At 43.8% G+C, this 20,121-nt stretch carries 17 protein-coding genes; 9 read left to right on the forward strand and 8 right to left on the reverse strand.

All coding sequences use genetic code 11. The features are described 5' to 3' along the window. Nucleotides 1-831: 831 nt before the first annotated feature. Both AACT52_RS24025 and AACT52_RS24030 read right to left on the reverse strand, forming a co-directional pair. Nucleotides 832-1,803: a DUF362 domain-containing protein gene (locus AACT52_RS24025; RefSeq protein ID WP_073633574.1), complete on the reverse strand. Its 972-nt coding sequence runs from the start codon at nt 1,801-1,803 to the stop codon at nt 832-834. Nucleotides 1,804-1,873: 70 nt separating this feature from the next. Then, entirely contained in the window at nt 1,874-3,310 is a 1,437-nt protein-coding gene (locus tag AACT52_RS24030; protein WP_073633575.1) for an aspartate ammonia-lyase, read from the reverse strand. A gap of 227 nt (nt 3,311-3,537) precedes the next feature. Between AACT52_RS24030 and pgsA the strand changes: the two genes are divergently transcribed. Further along, nucleotides 3,538-4,074 carry a CDP-diacylglycerol--glycerol-3-phosphate 3-phosphatidyltransferase gene (gene pgsA / locus AACT52_RS24035; RefSeq protein ID WP_073633576.1) on the forward strand — a complete coding sequence of 179 codons (537 nt, stop codon included), beginning with the start codon at nt 3,538-3,540 and terminating at the stop codon, nt 4,072-4,074. A 104-nt stretch (nt 4,075-4,178) separates the two neighbouring features. Here the strand turns inward: pgsA and AACT52_RS24040 are convergent, their stop codons facing one another. Both AACT52_RS24040 and AACT52_RS24045 read right to left on the reverse strand, forming a co-directional pair. After that, a complete protein-coding gene (locus AACT52_RS24040) occupies nt 4,179-5,057 on the reverse strand; it encodes an SMP-30/gluconolactonase/LRE family protein (RefSeq protein WP_073633618.1) in 879 nt (292 codons plus the stop codon). A 334-nt stretch (nt 5,058-5,391) separates the two neighbouring features. Next, nucleotides 5,392-6,330 (reverse strand): NAD-dependent epimerase/dehydratase family protein, encoded by a 939-nt coding sequence (locus AACT52_RS24045; protein ID WP_073633577.1) that lies wholly within the window; start codon nt 6,328-6,330, stop codon nt 5,392-5,394. 273 nt (nt 6,331-6,603) lie between these two features. On the opposite strand from AACT52_RS24045, the gene AACT52_RS24050 reads away from it, so the two are divergent. The 4 genes from AACT52_RS24050 to AACT52_RS24065 all read left to right on the forward strand — a co-directional run bounded on the left by AACT52_RS24050 (nt 6,604) and on the right by AACT52_RS24065 (nt 11,317). After that, entirely contained in the window at nt 6,604-7,743 is a 1,140-nt protein-coding gene (locus tag AACT52_RS24050) for a glycosyltransferase (protein ID WP_073633619.1), read from the forward strand. Nucleotides 7,744-8,050: 307 nt separating this feature from the next. Beyond that, complete coding sequence (locus AACT52_RS24055; protein ID WP_073633620.1) at nt 8,051-8,815, forward strand: sugar transferase; 765 nt, start codon at nt 8,051-8,053, stop codon at nt 8,813-8,815. Nucleotides 8,816-9,269: 454 nt separating this feature from the next. Further along, nucleotides 9,270-10,349, forward strand: coding sequence for a GDP-mannose 4,6-dehydratase (gene gmd / locus AACT52_RS24060; protein ID WP_073633578.1), 1,080 nt, complete (start codon nt 9,270-9,272; stop codon nt 10,347-10,349). Nucleotides 10,350-10,372: 23 nt separating this feature from the next. Next, nucleotides 10,373-11,317 carry a GDP-L-fucose synthase family protein gene (locus AACT52_RS24065; RefSeq protein ID WP_073633579.1) on the forward strand — a complete coding sequence of 315 codons (945 nt, stop codon included), beginning with the start codon at nt 10,373-10,375 and terminating at the stop codon, nt 11,315-11,317. Nucleotides 11,318-11,431: 114 nt separating this feature from the next. On the opposite strand, the gene AACT52_RS24070 is transcribed toward AACT52_RS24065, so the two are convergent. After that, entirely contained in the window at nt 11,432-11,905 is a 474-nt protein-coding gene (locus tag AACT52_RS24070; RefSeq protein WP_073633580.1) for a GNAT family N-acetyltransferase, read from the reverse strand. An 80-nt stretch (nt 11,906-11,985) separates the two neighbouring features. On the opposite strand from AACT52_RS24070, the gene AACT52_RS24075 reads away from it, so the two are divergent. Next, nucleotides 11,986-12,573, forward strand: coding sequence for a 5-formyltetrahydrofolate cyclo-ligase (locus AACT52_RS24075; RefSeq protein ID WP_073633581.1), 588 nt, complete (start codon nt 11,986-11,988; stop codon nt 12,571-12,573). Nucleotides 12,574-12,577: 4 nt separating this feature from the next. Then, entirely contained in the window at nt 12,578-13,408 is an 831-nt protein-coding gene (locus AACT52_RS24080; RefSeq protein ID WP_073633582.1) for a carbohydrate ABC transporter permease, read from the forward strand. Nucleotides 13,409-13,581: 173 nt separating this feature from the next. On the opposite strand, the gene AACT52_RS24085 is transcribed toward AACT52_RS24080, so the two are convergent. Next, the gene (locus AACT52_RS24085; protein WP_073633583.1) at nt 13,582-13,869 is read right to left on the reverse strand and encodes a hypothetical protein; all 288 of its coding nucleotides are present in this window, start codon (nt 13,867-13,869) and stop codon (nt 13,582-13,584) included. Between the two features lie 450 nt (nt 13,870-14,319). On the opposite strand from AACT52_RS24085, the gene AACT52_RS24090 reads away from it, so the two are divergent. Both AACT52_RS24090 and AACT52_RS24095 read left to right on the forward strand, forming a co-directional pair. After that, entirely contained in the window at nt 14,320-16,983 is a 2,664-nt protein-coding gene (locus AACT52_RS24090) for a U32 family peptidase (RefSeq protein WP_073633584.1), read from the forward strand. A gap of 154 nt (nt 16,984-17,137) precedes the next feature. Continuing rightward, on the forward strand, nt 17,138-18,079 hold the full coding sequence (locus tag AACT52_RS24095; RefSeq protein ID WP_073633585.1) for a tetratricopeptide repeat protein: 942 nt from the start codon (nt 17,138-17,140) through the stop codon (nt 18,077-18,079). Nucleotides 18,080-18,150: 71 nt separating this feature from the next. On the opposite strand, the gene AACT52_RS24100 is transcribed toward AACT52_RS24095, so the two are convergent. After that, a complete protein-coding gene (locus tag AACT52_RS24100) occupies nt 18,151-18,876 on the reverse strand; it encodes a Nif3-like dinuclear metal center hexameric protein (RefSeq protein WP_073633586.1) in 726 nt (241 codons plus the stop codon). A gap of 504 nt (nt 18,877-19,380) precedes the next feature. Continuing rightward, nucleotides 19,381-19,818, reverse strand: coding sequence for a hypothetical protein (locus AACT52_RS24105; protein ID WP_073633587.1), 438 nt, complete (start codon nt 19,816-19,818; stop codon nt 19,381-19,383). Nucleotides 19,819-20,121 lie beyond the last annotated feature (303 nt).

Below are 20,121 nucleotides of genomic sequence, written 5' to 3' on the forward strand. Positions count from 1 at the left end.
TAATAAATAATCTCAATCATTTTTACAGTCAACTATATTATTTTTTTTATACATCCTACACTTGATAAAAAGTTGGCATGAAACATTTTATTTTTCACTTTTTAATTAATTTCCCAAGCTGCTTTACTATGCAATTTCATGATAATTCTACGTATTTTTTAAAACTATTTAGTTAAAGTTTACACTTAATTACTTTTGATTATATTCGTTGTGGAATTAGAGGTAGGTCATATTTCCTCCCCCCATTTCAACATCCCCAAACTCGTAGATGAAGCAAGTTTTGCTACCATTATTGGTTGTTTAATACCTTAAATGCCTACCGAATAATCACTCTGTAAGCATACGTAGAGTGAAAAGATTTTAAGTAAATATACTTAAAATCTTTTAGACTTTGGGATTCTGAGGCTATTAATGAGTTTTTTGACTGCAGGTCCACACAGAATAAGTACAGATAAATGAGCGATCATATTAACTATTTGTCAGTAATAGCACCTAAAAAATATTTTTAACTATAGATGAATAAATTTGATAGTTCGTCACACAAACATTGATGGGTCAAGAGTAGGGTGTAGAAGGTAGTCAGAATTGATGATTTCCCGTGCACCCCACGCCCTACGTCTAGAGAATGACTCCACACCCAAATATATGTCATTTAAATGTGCTTTGACTCTAATCACCAATGACTCATGATTAATAACTCATGAAAAAAACCGCCACTTAATTAGGGCGGTCTGGTTAAGCAATCGGAGGGTATTTATAGCTTACTGTGCCAATTTTAAAATTGTTGTAACAGAGTTTGCACTTGTTGCTAGCATGAGGCGCTGAGTGCAACTATCGCCTGGCATATGCACTCATGCGTTCTTTAATAAATCTTATGTAAAGATGTTTGAACGTAGACTTAATCACGCGGGGCATTCCAAAATCGATGGGTAGGAACTTGTCTGGTAGCCGCCAATCATCAATTTTTAGTAAGTCGGGATGCAGGTGAGGAAAGTGGATGGCGTCCAATTCACCAACTAACCCCAACCGCATTGATGCAGCCACGGTGGGTACTTGTTCTGGTGGAACATTGAGGATTTCCACCATTGCCCGATCCAAGGCAAAAACATCTGATGATGCTGCCAAAACACCGAGTGGACGAGGTTCACCGCCACTGGGACCATTGCCTTCATGACCAATGATCCCGTCTGTTATGGTTAAGTCGGGATCAATTGCCCTGGCGGTTTCCACCAACATCTCACCAAATCGGTTCGCGTCTTTTCCTGCTTCCATGTGCCACCAAGCTTTCATCTTGCCTGGAACGCAACCAAATAGGTTTTTTACCCCCAAGGTTAGCACCAGTTGGGCATGGGATTTCACCTTGGGCAAGTTAATCACCATATCCGCCTCCATCGCCTCTTTGCACAGCAGCAGATGGTTAAAGCCTTCGTTGACTGTTTCGTAACGCTGACCGTGAAATTCGATAATCGGGAGATTGAGTTCTTCTAAAATAGGCAGATAACCATTTGCCACTGCAACTCCCTTGGCACTACCAAAAGCAGGACTATCCCCCAAAAATGGCTTTCCGCCTGCTTGCATTACCATCTGGGCGATCGCGTAAACGAGTTCTGGGCGAGTCGTACACTCTTTGCCAGGACGTGCGCCTGTCAGCAGATTTGGTTTGAGTAAGACGCGGTTTCCTGGTTTCACAAACGCCGCCATTCCTCCCAAAGGTTCCAGCAGCGTTTCTAAAGATTCCCGGAGTGCTTCCTGTTCGTAAGAAGTAGCGCGAATAAGACTGACAGACGGTGTTTGGGTTTGCATGATTAAGTAAAGAACAAAGAAGAAAAATAAAGAAGGAAGAATTCTTTCTTATATCTTCCTTCTTTGTTCTTTAATCCGATATGCCGTCGTCTATACTTAGAGGCAAAATCGCACTCATTTGTTCCAGGTCTAACACTTTGGCTAATTCTGCTTCACTCATGAGTCCGCGTTCCAAGACAATCTGCCGTAGAGACTTGCCAGTTTCCAAAGATTCTTTGGCGACAGCAGCCGCATTCAAATAACCAATGTGGGGATTTAATGCCGTTACTAAAGCTAAACTGCCTTCAGCATATGCCAAACAACGTTCCTGGTTGGCGGTAATTCCCTTAATACAGCGTTCGGTGAGTGCAGCAATGGTATTGCCCAGAATTTCGATACTGTGAATCAGGTTATAGGCAATCAGGGGCATCATCACATTCAGTTCTAGTTGTCCTGCTTGTGCGGCAAGGGCGATCGCACTATCGTAACCCATCACCTGAAAGCATACCATTGATGTCATCTCTGCCATCACTGGGTTGTACTTCCCTGGCATAATCGAGGAACCTGGTTGTACTGGCGGTAGTTGAATTTCTTTTAAGCCAGTTTTTGGTCCCGAATCCATCAGACGCAAGTCATGAGATATTTTGACTAAGTCTTGAGCTAAGTTGCGTAAAGCACCGGAAACATTAACAAACGGTGCCATACTCTGCATTGCTGCCATAAGATGGGGTGCGGGTTCTAGAGGGAAATTAATTAAATCTGATATAGTTTTTACCACACGCACCCGATACTGGGGATGGGTGTTTAACCCCGTACCCGCTGCACTCCCTCCCAAACCCAGCACCATTAAGTCAGAAGAGGCTGTGTAGATGCGGTTTTGGTGTTCTGTGAGGATGTACGCCCAAGCGCGGAAATTCTCACCCAAACGCACGGGTACGGCATCTTGCATATGGGTTCTGCCTGATCTAACGATATCTTTGAATTCTTCGGCTTTTTCTTCCAGTGCTGCTATTGCCTTTTCTAAAGCTGGGTGTAGCGTTCTTGATAATGCCAATAAGCCACCAATACGAATTGCTGTCGGAATCACATCATTGGTAGACTGCCCATAGTTAACGTGGTCGTTGGGACTCACGCGCTTGTAATTGCCTTTTTCTTCGCCGAGAATTTCTAAAGCGCGATTTGCCAGGACTTCGTTGACATTCATGTGATGGGAAGTCCCAGCACCAGCTTGATAGACATCTACCACAAATTGGTCGCGAAACTTGCCAGCAAGCACTTCATCTGCAGCTTGTACAATAGCCTGACTAATATCTTGGGGGATACAGCCCAGTTCACCATTGACTATTGCTGTAGCTTTTTTAATAATTATGCCAGCGTCTACGTAAGTAGGTAAAGGCTTAATGCGGCTAATGGGGAAATTTTCTGTTGCCCGCAGCGTTTGAATACCGTAGTAAGCAGTACTAGGTAGTTGGCGATCGCCCATCGAATCGCGTTCTATTCTCACTCCAGAATCCGTTTGTTGTGTCATGCTATTTTTTGGAATTAGTCATTTGTAGAGACGCTTCAAACAGCGCGTCTGTACATCTTCTCATTAGTCATTAGTCAAGAGGTGTGGTCATAAGTAGTTGGTTAAAGAAGGCTTCCTTGTCCTCCCTTGTCCCCCTGTTCCTAACCTCTTACACCTATAGTTAGCAACTAGACGCATTATCAGCATTGGGTTTTCTAATTTCTCATTTTGCGAATTTTGAATTGCTTATGACTTTACCTAACTGGATTACCTTCTCTCGCCTTTTGGGAATACCATTTCTGCTGTATGGTTTACACAACCCAACACCCGAAGCTAGGTGGATTTGTTTAACAATTTTTCTCATCGCCTCGCTGACGGATTGGTTAGATGGCTATTTAGCACGGAAACTTAACCAAATCACCGACTTGGGTAAGTTTCTTGACCCTTTAGTTGATAAATTACTGGTGCTTGCGCCGTTACTGGTTTTAATAGAACTAGGGCAAATTCCTGCTTGGGGAGTGTTTCTGATTTTGGCGCGGGAGTTAGCGATCGCAGGTTGGCGCGTCAGTCAACCTAAGATTACGGGAGCAAATATTTGGGGTAAGCTCAAAACTGTGAGTCAAATTGTGGCGATCGCACTTTTGATTGCACCATTACCTCAAGCGTGGCAATTACCTTCTGTGATTGCCTTCTGGATTTCTGTGATCCTCACTTTAATTTCTGGGGCAATTTATCTTTTGCCCGAAAAAGATAACATGACTACCCCAAAAGAAGAAAAAATTTAACATTGGGTAAGGGACACCAAAGAAAGAATCAACCACTTATGGAACACTTATGCGACACAAATAAATAATTACTTCATCCAAACGAGAAGTGCTATATTGCTGTTCTAGCCCAGAAAATCATATGTGGGCAATCCAGCAATATCGGTCTGGAGAGCAAACAAATCACCAGAGTAGAAACTCTTTTGGATCTCCTCTTCACTCAGTCCGACTGAGGCAGTAGTGATGTAAAGTGTCTGCAAATCTTCACCACCAAAGGTGCAACTCGTGGGGCGCTGCACGGGTAATTGTATCCGCAATATCTCCTCACCTTTGGGGTGAAAGCGAATCACACACCAACCATCCCACATGGCAGACCAGATATATCCTTCACTATCTATAGTCAGCCCATCGGGATAAAAAGACTCACCAGTTAAATCTACAAAAATCCGGCGATCGCTAATATTGCCTGTGGCTGCATCAAAGTCATAAGCATAAATTTTTTGGTGGGCAGAATCCGTCAGGTAAAATGTCTTTTCGTCAGGACTCCAACCCAAACCATTAGAAATAGTCAGTCCCGTTTCCATCATATGCAATGAACCATCAGGGTCATAGCGATAAAGGCTACCCTGACTTTTATTAGGACACATCGAACCAAACCAGAAACGACCTTGAGGATCACATTTGCCATCGTTAAAGCGATTCTCCGGCATACCTGCTTCCACCTCGATGATCGGCGTTACCTCACCTGTTTGTGTATTGAGAAATGCCAGGCGATCGCGCTGTCCCATAATCAAGCGATTTGCACCTGCTACGGCAATACAACCGACCACGTCCTTGACATCAAAAAACAAGTTTTGTCCAGTGGCAGGATTGAATTGGTTAACCCTGTGGTTATAGATATCCACCCAGTAAAGCAGCTTATCGGTTGAATCCCAAGTTGGACCTTCACCCAGACGGGCACGCGCCGCTAAAACGTTATCGAGGTGGTAGTTAGGTGAACTCATATCAGCAAAATCGTTCCAAGTGCGAGTTAAAATGTGCGACCGTTTGCCCACTCACAATTTACACCAGCACCGCAACGGGCGAGCGCCTACTTCCATTTGCACAAATTCAAATCCGCAATTTGTCAAGATTATTAATTGCCTTTTCTGAGATCAAGCCTCGAGTTGCAACAGTGAGTCGTCAGAGGCTCCAAACCCTCGTTACCAGGTTGAACCTGGTAACTTTGATATTAGAGCCAGAGGCTCTTGTTGGGTGCAAAATCTGAGTTTTGGCTTTTTACTTTTAACCAAAGAAGTCGTGCTAGTACGGAGACAGTTAACTGTCAAGCGTCAACAATTAGCTGTTAGCTTGCAAAATCTCGTCATCGACTGAAAAATCAACTTCGGCTTTATCCCGCCCAGAGGCAAGATAGTCATTTTCTAACGAGTCTTTTAAACCAGAAATCAGGTCATACTCGGGTTGCCAATTTAATTCTGTTTTCGCTTTATCCACTGAAGCAAAGAAGTGTTGCGCCCGCAGGGGAAAAGCTTTACGCTTGCCGAAATCAAATTTTTTCGGGTCGTAATGCACAATTTTTATTTCATCAGGAGATTTGCCAGCAGCCACAGCACAGGCGCGGGCTAAACCATCAAAAGTGACGAAGCGATCGCCGGACACGTTGTAAATTTGTCTAACCGCCGTAGAATTGCCCAAAACTTGCGACATTGCCCTTGCTAAGTCTTTTACATGACCAAGTTGCGTGATGTGCAAGCCATGACCTGGAATCGGAACGGGACGATTACGTACAATTCTGTCAAAAAACCAGGCTTCCAAATCGTTATAGTTCAACGGACCGTAAATGTAGGTGGGACGAATTGAGGTGAAGGGCAATTTCTGTTGGGTTAAGTAGGCTTCGGTTTCATGCTTACCTAAGTGGCGACTTTTTGGATCGATAGCATCGCCTTCCACATGAGGCATTTGGTCTGATTTGAGATACACCCCAGCAGAACTCATGTACACAAAATGTTGTACGCGGTCTTGAAAAATTTCTGCCAATGGTTGAGTATCAGTAAGTTCCCGTCCATTGTTATCAAAAATGGCATCAAAATTTATTGATGATAATTTTTCTTTTAACTGGGCAGCATCAGTGCGATCGCCTATAATTTGTCCTACCCCTTCAACGGGTGTAGGATGATTTCCACGATTAAACAGTACCACTTCATGTCCTTGTTCTACCAGGAGTTTAGTTAGGTAGACACCAATAAACCGCGTGCCACCCACAATTAGAATTCGCATAAATTCCCAATCTTAAAGTTGCCTTATCAAGGGGCTAGGGACTGTAATGGTGGTGAGTAGCAACTGGAATCAATACCCAGTACTTACTACCCAAGACCTAGTATTCAGTCCCCACTTTGAGGTTATCAGGTTGCGGCATTTCCTTGGAACCTCTTTAAAAAGGATTACGTCTTCCGTTAAAAGTGGGGCGTTGCCCATTCATTCAGTGGGAAACTTTCAGTCAACAAACCTCTAACTCCCGCCTTGCGTGTTCTCTACCAACTACAGTTAGCTGTGTCCTTGAAATGTGCCCTTGTTCATGAATGGCTGACACCTAAAGCCACTGGTGGTTCAGAGCTCGTTGTGCGAGAAATTCTCAACCACATCGATGCTGATTTGTTCGCCCTCATCGACTTTGAATCAAGTAACCCAGAAAGTTACTTATATCAGCAGAAGATTGGCACAACGTTTCTTCAGCACTTTCCTTTCGCCCGTAATGGCGTACAAAAATACTTACCTTTGTTGCCATTGGCAATCGAACAACTAGATTTACGGGCATATGACGTCATCTTGTCTTCATCCCACGCTGTTGCTAAAGGAATCCTAACCACTCCTGAACAGTTACATATTTGCTACTGTCACAGCCCCATGCGCTACGCCTGGGACATGACTTTTGATTATCTGAGGCAAAGCAAACTGGGAAGCGGTTTAGCTGGTTGGATGACGCGGTATGTACTGCATCGTCTGCGTCAGTGGGATGTATTGACAGCAAATCGAGTTGATTACTTTATTGCTAACTCAAAGCATACTGCTCGTCGTATTTGGCGCTGCTATCGAAGAGAAGCAACAGTCATTTACCCGCCAGTTAATATCGAGAGTTTTCCATTTGTACCTCAAAAAGAAGACTATTATCTAACCGTTTCCCGGTTGGTCAGTTACAAACAAGTATGTTTAATAGTCAGGGCTTTTAATAAATTGCAACTACCTTTAGTAGTAATTGGGACAGGACCAGAGATGAAAAAAATCCGGAGGATAGCAAAATCGAATATACAAATACTCGGGTGGCAACCTAATGATATGGTAAAAAAATATATGGCTAATGCCAAAGGTTTTGTATATGCAGCTTGTGAAGATTTTGGCATTGCCTTGGTGGAGGCGCAAGCTTGCGGCACTCCGGTGATCGCCTACGGTGCGGGTGGTGCTTTAGAAACTGTGCGAGATGTACGCGAACATGGCGATCAAGGGACAGGTCTATTCTTCAAGGAGCAAACAGAGGAGGCATTGGTAGACACGATAAAACAGTTTGAAATTTATCAAGGAAAATTGAATCCTGAATGTGCGCGAGTGCACGCCGCTCAATTTTCCCCGCAAATCTTTGCACAGCGCTACCTAGACTTTTTAAATAAGTGTACACAAAACTTGACCATCACCTGAATGATGGTCAAGTTTAGCAGGCTTTTGGAAATTTGACCCCAGAAGCACCTCCTTTTGGCTTTAAGATTGGGACTATGTGTGGTGTGGATTGTTAAGGAGTATGATGACTGCCCAGAGCTCACTCCTCTCCGGGAAGCGATCGCGTAGTACGCCCGGTACTGGCCGCTGTTTTAAAAGCAGCGTCCGCCTGTCCCAAGGACGGGCACAACCAACTGAAGCAAGGTTGCCGTTGATCGGGCGATTGCCCTTTAGGGCATTGCGTTCCGCGCAATCGCATAGAGCGTCTTTACGCCCAAGTCGAAAAAACGTGGCTGCCCTATTACCGCTCCCCAGGGCAGGTGTTTCGGAGACAAACGCCTCGGCAACATACAGACGCTCGCGTACTTTCTTCAAACGCGGTCAGCAGAAAAAGACGCCTAGAGTTCAAACCAAAGGTTTGTCTTTTCAGGTTTTAAACGGAGAGTTTACTAAGCGACTATTCGACATTGTGTTTTCGCTGTTGGTGCTAATTTTGTTTTCTCCCGTGTACTTAATTTTGGCCTTGCTGATTGCTTTAAGCTCAGAAGGTCCGATTTTTTATATACAGGAACGGGTTGGTAAAAATTACAAACCCTTTAATTGTATTAAATTCCGAACAATGGTAACTAATGCCGACGAAGTCCTAGTGCAAATGATGGAAACATCTCCTCATTTGCAGCAAGAATTTGAGGCAAATTTTAAACTCAAGCACGACCCGCGAATTACGAAAATCGGTCGTTTTTTGCGAATTACTAGTTTGGATGAATTTCCTCAATTCTGGAATGTTTTAAAAGGAGACATGAGTGTTGTCGGTCCACGACCTTTAGTAGCAGAAGAACTACCCAAGTATGGTTGTCACATAGATCAGATTTTAACTATCCGACCAGGAATTACTGGATTGTGGCAAGTTTCTGGACGCAATGATATCCCTTATCCTAGACGGGTTCAAATAGATCTGTATTATGCCAAGTTCAGAAATTTTGCGTTGGATTGGTGGATAGTTTTTAAAACTATTGGTGTTGTCGTTATGCCCAAAAATAATGGGGCATACTAAGCAATAAAAAGTTCAAAACTGGACTTGCCAATAGTAACTAACATCCTGTCGGTACCGTTACAAATTAAATTCGTAATCGTTAACCCGTGATTTCTAATTCGTAATTCGTAATTGAAGTCGTCATTATGAATTACGAATTTTTAATGAGAATTTGTCGCTCACCGGCAATTTGACTACTCACTTACATTTTCTCTAATTTTAAGATATTTTTAAAATTTGCGCAATTTATATAAAGTTTTGATAAAGATAAAAAAATTTTACAGAATCAGATGAAACAGCCTGGATAGGGTAAGAGGGGCTGATTGTAAACTTACAAATCAGCAGGTTTACTTATATCATCGCTGATCTACAAGCGAGGCTCGTAGTTTTCCCGTGGGAAATTGAGCAATTACCTGTTAGGTTGTACCAGGTCGCCTGTATTGATCTATTCAGTAACGACAAGGAATAATAAAGCATGACGCAAAAGAAGCGAGCGTTAATTACTGGTATTACCGGTCAAGATGGTTCATATCTCAGTGAGTTTTTACTAGAGCAAGGATATGAAGTTCATGGTATAATACGCCGGACATCCACTTTCAACACCGATCGCATTGATCACATTTACGAAGACCCTCACAAAGAGGGAGTGCGCTTATTTCTACATTATGGTGATTTGACGGATGGTACCACGCTGCGCCGCATTCTAGAGGAAGTTCAGCCAGTAGAAATTTACAACCTAGGGGCTCAATCCCATGTACGGGTAAGCTTTGATTCTCCTGAATACACCGTAGATTCAGTCGGAATGGGAACGCTGCGTTTGTTAGAAGCGATTCGTGACTATCGGCATCGCACAGGTATTCAGGTGCGGTTCTACCAAGCAGGTTCTTCAGAAATGTATGGCTTAGTACAAGAAGTTCCCCAGAAAGAAATAACTCCGTTTTATCCCCGTAGTCCTTATGCTTGTGCTAAGGTTTACGCTCATTGGCAAACAGTAAATTACCGTGAGTCTTACGGTATGTTCGCGTGTAATGGCATACTTTTTAACCATGAATCGCCTCGGCGGGGTGAAACATTTGTTACGCGTAAGATTACAATGGCAGTTGCCAGAATCGTTGCTGGCAGACAGAAAAAAGTTTACATGGGTAATCTGGATGCCCAGCGGGACTGGGGGTATGCGAAAGACTACGTTAAGGCAATGTGGTTAATGCTACAGCAGGAGCAGCCGGATGATTACGTCATTGCTACTGGTGAAACCCATTCCGTGCGCGAGTTTCTCGAACTGGCGTTTGGTTATGTGAACCTCAATTGGGAAGATCATGTGGAGTTTGACGATCGCTATCTTCGTCCAGCTGAAGTAGATTTGCTGATTGGTGATTCTAGTAAGGCACAACAAAAGTTGGGTTGGAAACCATCAGTAACATTTAAGCAACTGGTAGCCATTATGGTAGAAGCTGACTTGCAAGCGTTGGGACTGACTTCGCCAAATGGTAAGGTCGCTTCATTGTTGCAGGATAATGCCATGATTCGGCAAGAACTGGGTGCACTCCACTTGTGATATACACCAACGAGGAAGAAAATATGAACGCCTTAGAACTGAAGAACAAAAGAATTCTCGTAACTGGTGGATCTGGTTTTTTGGGGCGTCAGGTGATAGACCAGTTATGTAAGGCTGGAGCGGATCGCGATAAAATTACAGTGCCGCGATCGCATGATTGCGACCTGCGTGTCCTGGAAAATTGCCAACGAGCAGTAGATCAGCAAGACATCATTATCCACTTAGCAGCTCACGTCGGCGGTATCGGTTTGAACCGTGAGAAACCGGCTGAATTGTTCTACGACAACTTAATGATGGGAACCCAGTTGATTCATGCATCCTATCAAGCGGTCGTAGAAAAATTTGTCTGCGTTGGCACCATCTGCGCCTATCCCAAATTTACCCCAGTTCCATTCAAAGAAGATGACCTGTGGGAGGGCTACCCAGAAGAAACCAACGCCCCTTACGGAATTGCAAAAAAATCCCTTCTCGTCCAACTACAGGCTTACCGCCAGCAATACGGCTTTAATGGCATTTACTTGCTACCCGTGAATTTATACGGACCAGAAGATAACTTTGACCCCAGAAGTTCTCACGTCATCCCAGCGCTGATTCGCAAAGTTCACGAAGCGCAGATAAAGGGAGAAAAGAAACTCCCAGTTTGGGGTGATGGTAGTCCCACCCGCGAGTTTCTGTATTCAGAAGACGCAGCGCGAGGTATTGTCATGGGTACTCAGTCTTACAATGACCCTGAACCCGTCAACTTGGGAACCGGTTATGAAATCTCCATCCGTGACTTGATTAATTTTATCTGTGAGTTGATGCAGTTTGATGGCGAAATTGTTTGGGAAACAGATAAACCCAACGGTCAACCTCGTCGTTGTTTAGATACGGAACGGGCGAAGAAAGCTTTTGGTTTCACCGCTCAAGTGGACTTCAAGCAAGGGTTGAAGAATACGATTGAGTGGTGGCGTCAGCACGGCGCATAGTTGACCTGAAAGGCTCAGATTCCCGACTTCTTAAAGAAGTCGGGAATCTTGTTGTTGAAGCGTCTCTACACGCATAAAATTGTCACGAATACCCCTTAACTGAACGGTATTGATTCAAAAGTTTAATTTTAGGAAAATTTCAGATTTGTGCTGTCTAGCCCATTCAATGTCCCAATCCACAAATCCAAGGCTGCGGTAAAGTTTTGATGCTACCTCGTTAGCTGTCTGATGGCTCGTCGCGATTAACTCAACTTCTGGGTGCAGCTTGAGACGCCTTATCACCTCTAGCATAGCCGCTCGTCCGTAGCCCTGCCCCTGATATTTGTGGTCAATCATGAGGCGAAGAATAAAACCAACTCCAGCCGTGATTTCGTACATTGTAAAGCCGACCATTGCTAACTGAGGCTGTTCCCAACCCGCAACTTTGGCATCATAAATAGCTAGGGGAAACAGATTCGGGTTCACGTAAGCCTCAGCTAATGATTTCACGTTTGATGCCACAAGCCCTTTTTGAGATTCGTCCACTTCCAAGCTGATGCATTCTCGGAAATTATCGAGCGTGACGTTTCGTAAATGAACCTTAGCCAAGCATCCTCCTTTTCTTGGATACCTAATTTACAATGAGAACGCACAATGCCATCTAAGAAATAAGCTTTTTTAATAAACCTGTGGAGAAAGTTGATAATCAACTAGAGAAAAAAGAATTACGCAAATCGCTGCTCAAAACACGTCATTCAATGTCTGTGGCAGAGTGGAAACAAAAGAGCGATCGCATCTGCACGCACCTTTTAACCTCTCCCCTGTTTAACCAAGCAAAAACAATACTTGCTTATTTTAGCTTTCGCCAAGAACCAGACTTAAGCCTATTATTTACAGATACCTCTCACCGATGGGGTTTTCCTCGCTGCGTTGGTCAATCGCTTTTTTGGCATATTTGGACACATGAAGAGTCTGTAATAACTGGGAGTTATGGAATTGCGGAACCCCATCCTGATGCGCCAATTGTAGCTCCTGATGAAGTTGATTTAATTCTCATTCCCTGTGTTGCTTGCGACTATCAAGGATATCGCTTGGGGTATGGCGGGGGATATTATGACCGTATGTTGAGTTCTCCTGAATGGGCAAACAAGCCTACCATTGGCATTGTCTTTGAATTTGCCTATTTGCCAGAATTACCTGTTGAACCGTGGGATAAACCGTTACAGGGCGTGTGTACGGAATTTGGGTTGAACCCACTACAAATCATTGAATTTTAAGCAGATGACTAATTTGAAAATCCAAAATCGGGTATGGACTTATGGACTATTAGGGGCTGTCGCACTCGTAACGCTGTTTCCCCTGTTTTGGCTGATCAGTACAGCGTTGAAATCCTCAACAGAAAATATTTTTCAATTTCCCCCGCAGTTGTTGCCAAGTCAACCAACCATCGAAAATTTTGTCAATGTTTGGCAAACCAACCCCTTTGGACAATACCTGTTTAACAGTACCTTCGTAGCAGTGCTAACTGTGTGCCTGAATCTGATTTTTTGCGCTTTGGCTGCTTACCCATTGGCAAGACTTTCATTTCCTGGAAGAGACTGGATTTTTATTGCGATTGTTTCCACGATTATGATTCCCTTCCAAATCGTGATGATTCCGCTGTACATTTTGACAGTCCAGTTGGGTTTGAGAAATACATATTTGGGAATGATTTTTCCTAGCTTGGCTTCTGCTTTTGGGATTTTTCTGTTACGACAAGCTTTTATGAGTGTCCCCAAAGAGATGGAAGAAGCTGCACGCATGGATGGTTGTTCGGAGTTAGGCATATGGTGGTTCGTCATGCTTCCAGCAATTGGTCCAGCACTTGTCACTCTGGCAATTTTCGTATTTATCGGCTCTTGGAGTGACTTTCTTTGGCCCTTAATTGTCATTCAAGACGAAAACTTATACACCCTTCCTTTAGGAGTCGCGAAGCTGGCGGGTACATTTTCCTTGAACTGGCGCTTGGTAGCTGCAGGCTCAGTCATTTCTATCGCTCCAGTATTATTATTATTCCTGTTTGTACAACGCTACATTGTCCCTACAGAAACTGGTAGCGGTGTTAAAGGGTGAGGACAAGTCCATTCCCTTGTCTTTGGCAACGACTTGTTGAGGTTCGACGGGCAGCGATCGCTCAATTAACGTCTGGTGTTCTTTGAGTGGAATCAAAGGTAGCAAAGAACCATTATCAGGGCTTTTGTCTTTGGCGAGGATTTCTTCAGGTTCGACCGGCAGCGATCGCTCAATTAACGTCTGGTTGCCCAGGCTGTACTGCCACCGTATTTGAATGAGCCGATTGGCATATTCGCAACTGTCCCAAAGCCTGAGGTATCAATTGAGGCAGTGTTTGAACTTTGACTAGATATAGTGTTGCTGCTAACCCACAAGCGTGGTCGTACCAGCAGCCAAAACAGTCCGCCAATCACCAGAATTGTCAAGACTTTGCCAATAATTAAGCCTCTGAGAAAGAGTGCGATTTCTGAGCTAATTACGAGTTTTTTTCGGTTTGTATGATCGATATTCTTTGTATTCACCCTCCTAGGGGGAAGCTACAGGGTAAACGCATCTTATTTTTCAAGCGCCCATTGAACAAGATGAGTTATACCGTCGCTACTTTTCGCCCCAATCAATGCAGAAATGATTTCTTTTCTAGATTTGTTAAAAAAGTTTAAAAAAGTGATTTTCGGTCGGAAAAGCCACTCTCAATGTTGAAGTAAATACACGCTTTTTTGTGCCAAGAGTTTGACTTGGTAAATTGTGTAGGCAAGTGTTGAACTTTAGCCTACTTCTATTGCCTATAAATATATGAGAGTATTATATCTTGCATCAAAGAACCAGAGTTGAGAAAAAAAGGGGTAGCAAACAAACCGATGAAAATCTTCCTCCCCTGCTCAAGAACTGCTTATTTTGATCACCTTCTCCCCACCATCAATAAGCACAAACGATAGAATCGCAATGGTGCTCTCTAATCCATCCCCAAGTTGATGAAAGCTGATCGCAAACCAACCCCCCAACTCACCTTACCCACCTTTCAACGCCCTGAATTACTCGCCCCCGCAGGTAATTGGGACTGTGCCAAAGCTGCTGTGGAAAATGGGGCAGATTCTATATATTTTGGGTTGGATCGCTTCAATGCGCGAATGCGGGCGCAAAACTTCACTGAGGCTGACTTACCCAAGTTGATGCAATTTCTGCACTGTCGAGGTGTAAAGGGCTATGTCACCCTTAATACAGTTGTTTTTCCGCAGGAAATCAGAGAGGCAGAGCAGTATTTACGCTCAATTATTGCCGCAGGTGTGGATGCGGTGATTGTCCAAGACGTAGGAATTTGTCGTCTTATCCGTCACTTGTCGCCAGATTTTCCTATCCATGCTTCCACGCAAATGACCATCACCAGTGCCGCAGGGGTGGAATTTGCCAAATCCTTGGGTTGTCAGTTGGTAGTACTTGCTCGTGAATGCTCCCTTCAGGAAATCGAGAAAATTCAGCGCCAGCTGCGTGTAGAGAGGTTGGATAAAACGTCTTTACCTTTGGAGGTCTTTGTTCACGGTGCCTTGTGCGTGGCATATTCCGGTCAATGTTTGACGAGTGAAGCGCTAGGGGGGCGTTCTGCCAACCGTGGCGAATGTGCCCAAGCTTGCCGGATGCCCTACGAATTAATATCTGATGGTCAAGCTGTAGATTTGGGGAATCGCAAATATCTGCTCAGCCCTCAAGACTTGGCAGGGTTAGAGGTGCTGCCAGAATTGGTGAAAGCAGGGGTCAGTTGTCTCAAGATTGAAGGTCGCTTGAAAACGCCTGAGTATGTGGCAAATGTTACACAGGTTTATCGACAAGCGCTGGATAAGGTGATGGCGGATTTAAAAAATGTAGAGACGCCCCACCTCTCGTCTGTACAAGCGCCGGAACAAGAACGCTACAACTTGGAGATGGCGTTTTCTCGCGGACTGTACACAGGTTGGTTTCGCGGAATTAACAATCAGGAACTGGTTCATGCTCACTTTGGTAAAAAGCGTGGAGTTTACTTGGGCGAAGTCACCCGCATCAGTAACGAAAAGGTGATAGTACGGCTACAAGCCCCAATTAAGCCTGGAGACGGTGTTGTTTTTGATTGCGGTCATCCGGAAGCGCAGGAAGAAGGTGGTCGAATTTATGCGGTGGAACATAAAGGAAAACAAGCTGCACTAACCTTTGGTCGCCGTGACCTCAACCTACGACGGATACACGTAGGGGACAAGGTTTGGAAAACTAGCGATCCAGAACTTGATAAGCAATTGCGTCAGAGTTTTGCTGGAGAAAATCCGCAATTTCAGCGTCCAATTCACATAGAGGTTTATGGAGAAGTTGGTCAATCCTTAGGGGCGATCGCCCGCGACGAACTAGGTCATGTTGTCCAGGTAGAATCTGCAATGCCCCTTGAAGAGGCGCACACCAAACCCCTCACCACAGAACGTTTACAAGAACAGTTTGGTCGTCTCGGCAACACTCCCTTCTGTTTGGGAACTTTGACAAATCATCTCAAAGACCCAGTCATGGTACCCGTGAGTGAGTTGAACCGAATGCGGCGGGAAATTGTGACGCAGCTGGAAGATTTGCGTTCCCAACCTAAACGCTGGCAATTACACTCAAGCGCTTCTCTAAAAGACTTACTTCCTTCCCCCTCTGTCCCTCTGTCTGTCCCTCTCTCCCTCTCTCCCTCTCTCGTTGTACTCGTGCGAAACTTAAAACAACTACAAGCTGCACTGTCTGCGGGAATCGAAACACTCTACTGTGAATTTGAAGACCCCCGTGCTTACCGCGAAGCAGTCCGGATGGTACGTCGGTCAAAGAATGAAGATGGAAGGATGAACAATGAAGATGGAAGGATAAAAAATGAAGATGGAAGAATGAAGAATGAAAATGTTTCTTCCTCTTCAATCTTCTCTGCTGACTCTTCATCTCCCAGTATCTGGGTTGCGCCTCCAAGAATTACCAAACCAGGAGAAAACTGGATTTTGCAGCAAGTCCGTTCCTGCGAAGCAGATGGCTATTTGGTGCGGAACTATGACCAACTCCAGTTTTTTGCTAATGACCGTTGCATTGGGGATTTCTCTCTCAACGTTGCCAATGCCTTAACAGCAGACTACTTTAAACATCAATTTGGTTTGGAACGGGTGACAGCGTCTTACGATTTGAACATCACCCAATTGCAAGACCTGCTGACAAGTTGCCCACCCCAGTGGTTTGAGGTGACAATTCATCAACATATGCCCATGTTCCATATGGAACATTGTGTATTTTGTGCCTTCCTATCTCAAGGAACTGACTACACCAACTGCGGACGCCCTTGTGAAAAGCATTCTGTGAAATTGCGGGACAGAGTGGGGACAGAACATATCCTCAAAGCTGACGTTGGCTGTCGAAATACTGTGTTTAATGGCACAGCGCAAACTGGAGCAGAATACGTACAACACCTGATAGAGTTTGGTGTACGAAATTTCCGTATCGAATTTGTGAATGAGACACCGGAGAAAGTGATGCAAACAATACACCACTATCAGCAACTATTGCGGGGCGAGATCACAGGCTCTCAACTCTGGCGAGAGTTAAAATTGCAAAATCAGCTTGGTGTGACTCGCGGTCCAATGGGAGTGAATACAAGTCGCTGATCACGCGTAGACAGTGAAAATCAAGACAAAACACACAAAACCCTATCCCTAGTATTTCCGCTACTGGATCTCTTTGTTGAGCCATGTTATTGTTTTGGGCATCTAGAATAGAAAATATATCTAAAGTATAATCAAGGAATATATCTAGAGCGGGATGCCAAAGTTTATGAAATTGACCCTCAACCTGGAGGCGGAATTTTTTTTCCAACAAGGATTACGCCGGAATAAAGCAGCAAAGTTTGAAGCAGCAATAGCGAGTTTCGACAAAGCTCTTAGGTGTAAACCAGATTATCCGGAAGCCTTATCTCAGAAAGGCTTTGCTCTAGGTTCCTTGGGTCGTCATGAAGATGCGATCGCTTGCTTTGACCAAAGCCTGAAATTACAATGGAATGGTTGCTGGGTTTGGCACAACCGGGGAATTGCGTTAGGCAAGTTAGAACGCTACCTTGAAGCAATTAACAGCTTTGACTGTGCCTTAGAGTTGAATCCAAATGCCGCTACTATCTGGCATAATCGCGGTATTACCTTGTGCGATTGGGGACAGTATGCAAAAGCAGTGAAGAGTTTTGAGCGCACTTTGTGGTTGCAACCAGATGCTTATTGGGCATGGAACAACAAAGGCAATGCTCTTAAACAGCTAGGATATTATAAAGAAGCTCTTGACAGCTACGACCGTGCTATTGAATTTGACCCTAATAATGTGATGGCGTGGCAAAATCGAGGCATGAGTTTGCTCGAATGGGGGCGTTACGAAAAGGCGCTTGCAACCTTTGATCGAGTTATAGGAATTCAACCAAACCACGAGAAAGCTTGGTTAAATCGGGCTATCGTTTTGGAAAAATTACGGCGTTATCCGGAAGCGATCGCTAGCTACAAACAAGCTTCCCACTTACAACCATGCGATGATACCATCTGGTACAACAAAGCTCGTTGTTATGCTATGGAAAACAATATCGAAGAGGCAATTAACAACTTACAACGAGCAATTGATTTGTGTCCAGACAAATACCTATCAATTCTCAAAGATAACTCAGAATTTGACAAAATCCGCAAGGATGAACGCTTTCAGGCTATGTTTCAAGAGCAAAATTATTAGCCTGTTGACAGTTGACAGTTAACAGTTAACTGTCAACTACCCTAAGACTAATTTTCCTAAGATTAACTTAATTAAAAATTTTGAAGCACAACCACTTCTAAACTAGAGCACCGTTCGCGCAATACTCCAGCAAGTGCGCGTAAACCCCATACTTCACCTTGACGATGACCGACGGCGATCACCGCAATTTTCGTTTCTTGCATTGCTTGTTCAGCTGGCTGTCGTAACTGTCCGGTAATGTAAACATGAGCACCACGGCTTGCTGCTTCACGCACGAGCAAGTCCGTCATCGCACCAATAACAGCAATTCGTGTCACTTCAGTGGCTTCTGCTGGACGTACTTGCTCATATCCGCCAAATATTTGATTGACACAATTACATAAATGAGCAAAGCTTTGAGTCGGAACATCTCCAATCATACCGATTGCTCTGCCGTCTTTGTCTCCCAGCACTTCTAAACCAGACATTCCCAAGACTTCTGCCAATCTGGAATTGAAAGAAAATGTCAAGCGCTCATCAAATGGTAAATGATAAGAAATGACGCCGATATCTGGTGCAAGTTGTTCGGGTTCAAGTTTCCAAGGACGATGTAGGAACAGCGCGTCTAAGTTTTGAGTTCTTACGCATTTGTGTAACTGCGCCGACGGTTCTAATAGCAACCCCAAACGTTTAACAGCACGTGTTGAAGGCAAATACACACCGCCTCTTTCCTCTTGAGAGTAGCGCTCAACAGCAAAGAATTGGTTGAGAAATTCTGCTATATCTTCTAAAGAAATTAAATTGCTTCCAGCCGTCATTAGTGGTGAATTGGAATGGTGATGTTGTTACGTTACTCGTAGGTCTTTACATAGCTTTACAAATGGTGCCCGCATTTCCAGGGTTACGTCCAAAACTATCGAAGCTCAGGGACTCAACATTCAGTGAAATGAGTTTGCCAGAATCCGAATTTTGAGATCTCATAAATTTCTCCTGAAACTGTTTTGTTTTTAGAGATAAAAAACCTGAAATTTTCTCTTCAAGACTGCATCTGTCCTCTTGTTGAACCTAACTCAACTGAGTGGTGTTGACTGGACAAGCTGGACTTGCTTCAATTTCTTCTACCTTGCGAACTCTGCGAATAATCGTAATTTCTTCTTCTCGACAATAAAAATGCAGGACTTACGCAACTGGCATCGCGAAGTGTTTCTTAAGAGTTATCAGACAATGGGGTATGAAGAGACTAACATCGGTAGCCTCTTCATACCCCTTAATGTCATAATTTTATGAATTACTGTCTTTTGCGAGACAGTCAAGTAAACAACTTAATTTAAATCATTAAGTTCACCAACTTTTATCACTGAAACTGTCACATCTCCATCGTTATCCCCAATTTCAACATCAAAAAAGAAGGCACAAAGTGTTGACGTTTCTGATACAGCTAAGGTCAGGGTATCGTCATAACCGTTCAAAGTTGACCAGCCTGCTGGAACCTCTATATTAGTTTTTAGATTCTTGAACTTCCCACCATAAATCCAGAGCATTACTATGGGTTCACCCTTCTGAACATCGCCTTGAACGTAATCAAAAGAACCTTTCCGAATTCTAATAACGTGAATTCCTGGCTTTAGTTCTGTGTTAACTCCTGTGTTTTGAATCTCAGTCATACGCTGAGAAAAGAGGTGGTAGCAGTTCTTTTTACTGTTAACCACTAAATCTGTAATATTAGTTGTTTGAGTTGTTGCTTGACTTGCAGTTGTCATTGTTTTTAATTCTTATGGAGAATGTAATTGTGTAGAATTGCGTTGTTAATTGCAAAAGAAGGGAACGGAGAACAGGGAACAGGGATTCTCTGTTCTTTGTTTTCCGTAAAGAAAATGCGCGTTATGGGTTTAAAGCGAATTTAGAAAAAAGATTTTTTTCTAGACGTGGATCGCTTCGGAAAAACGGCTTCCAAGTTTCAATCCCACACTTTTTAGTGCGCCTCCCTGTTCCGTCTGAGTTCAATTTCATACCGTACAGTAAATCAGCATCAAAAATCCTGCTCTTTATACAGTTTTAAGATT

This window comes from Scytonema sp. HK-05 (assembly GCF_963872035.1).
Taxonomy (GTDB): Bacteria; Cyanobacteriota; Cyanobacteriia; order Cyanobacteriales; family Nostocaceae; genus Kalymmatonema.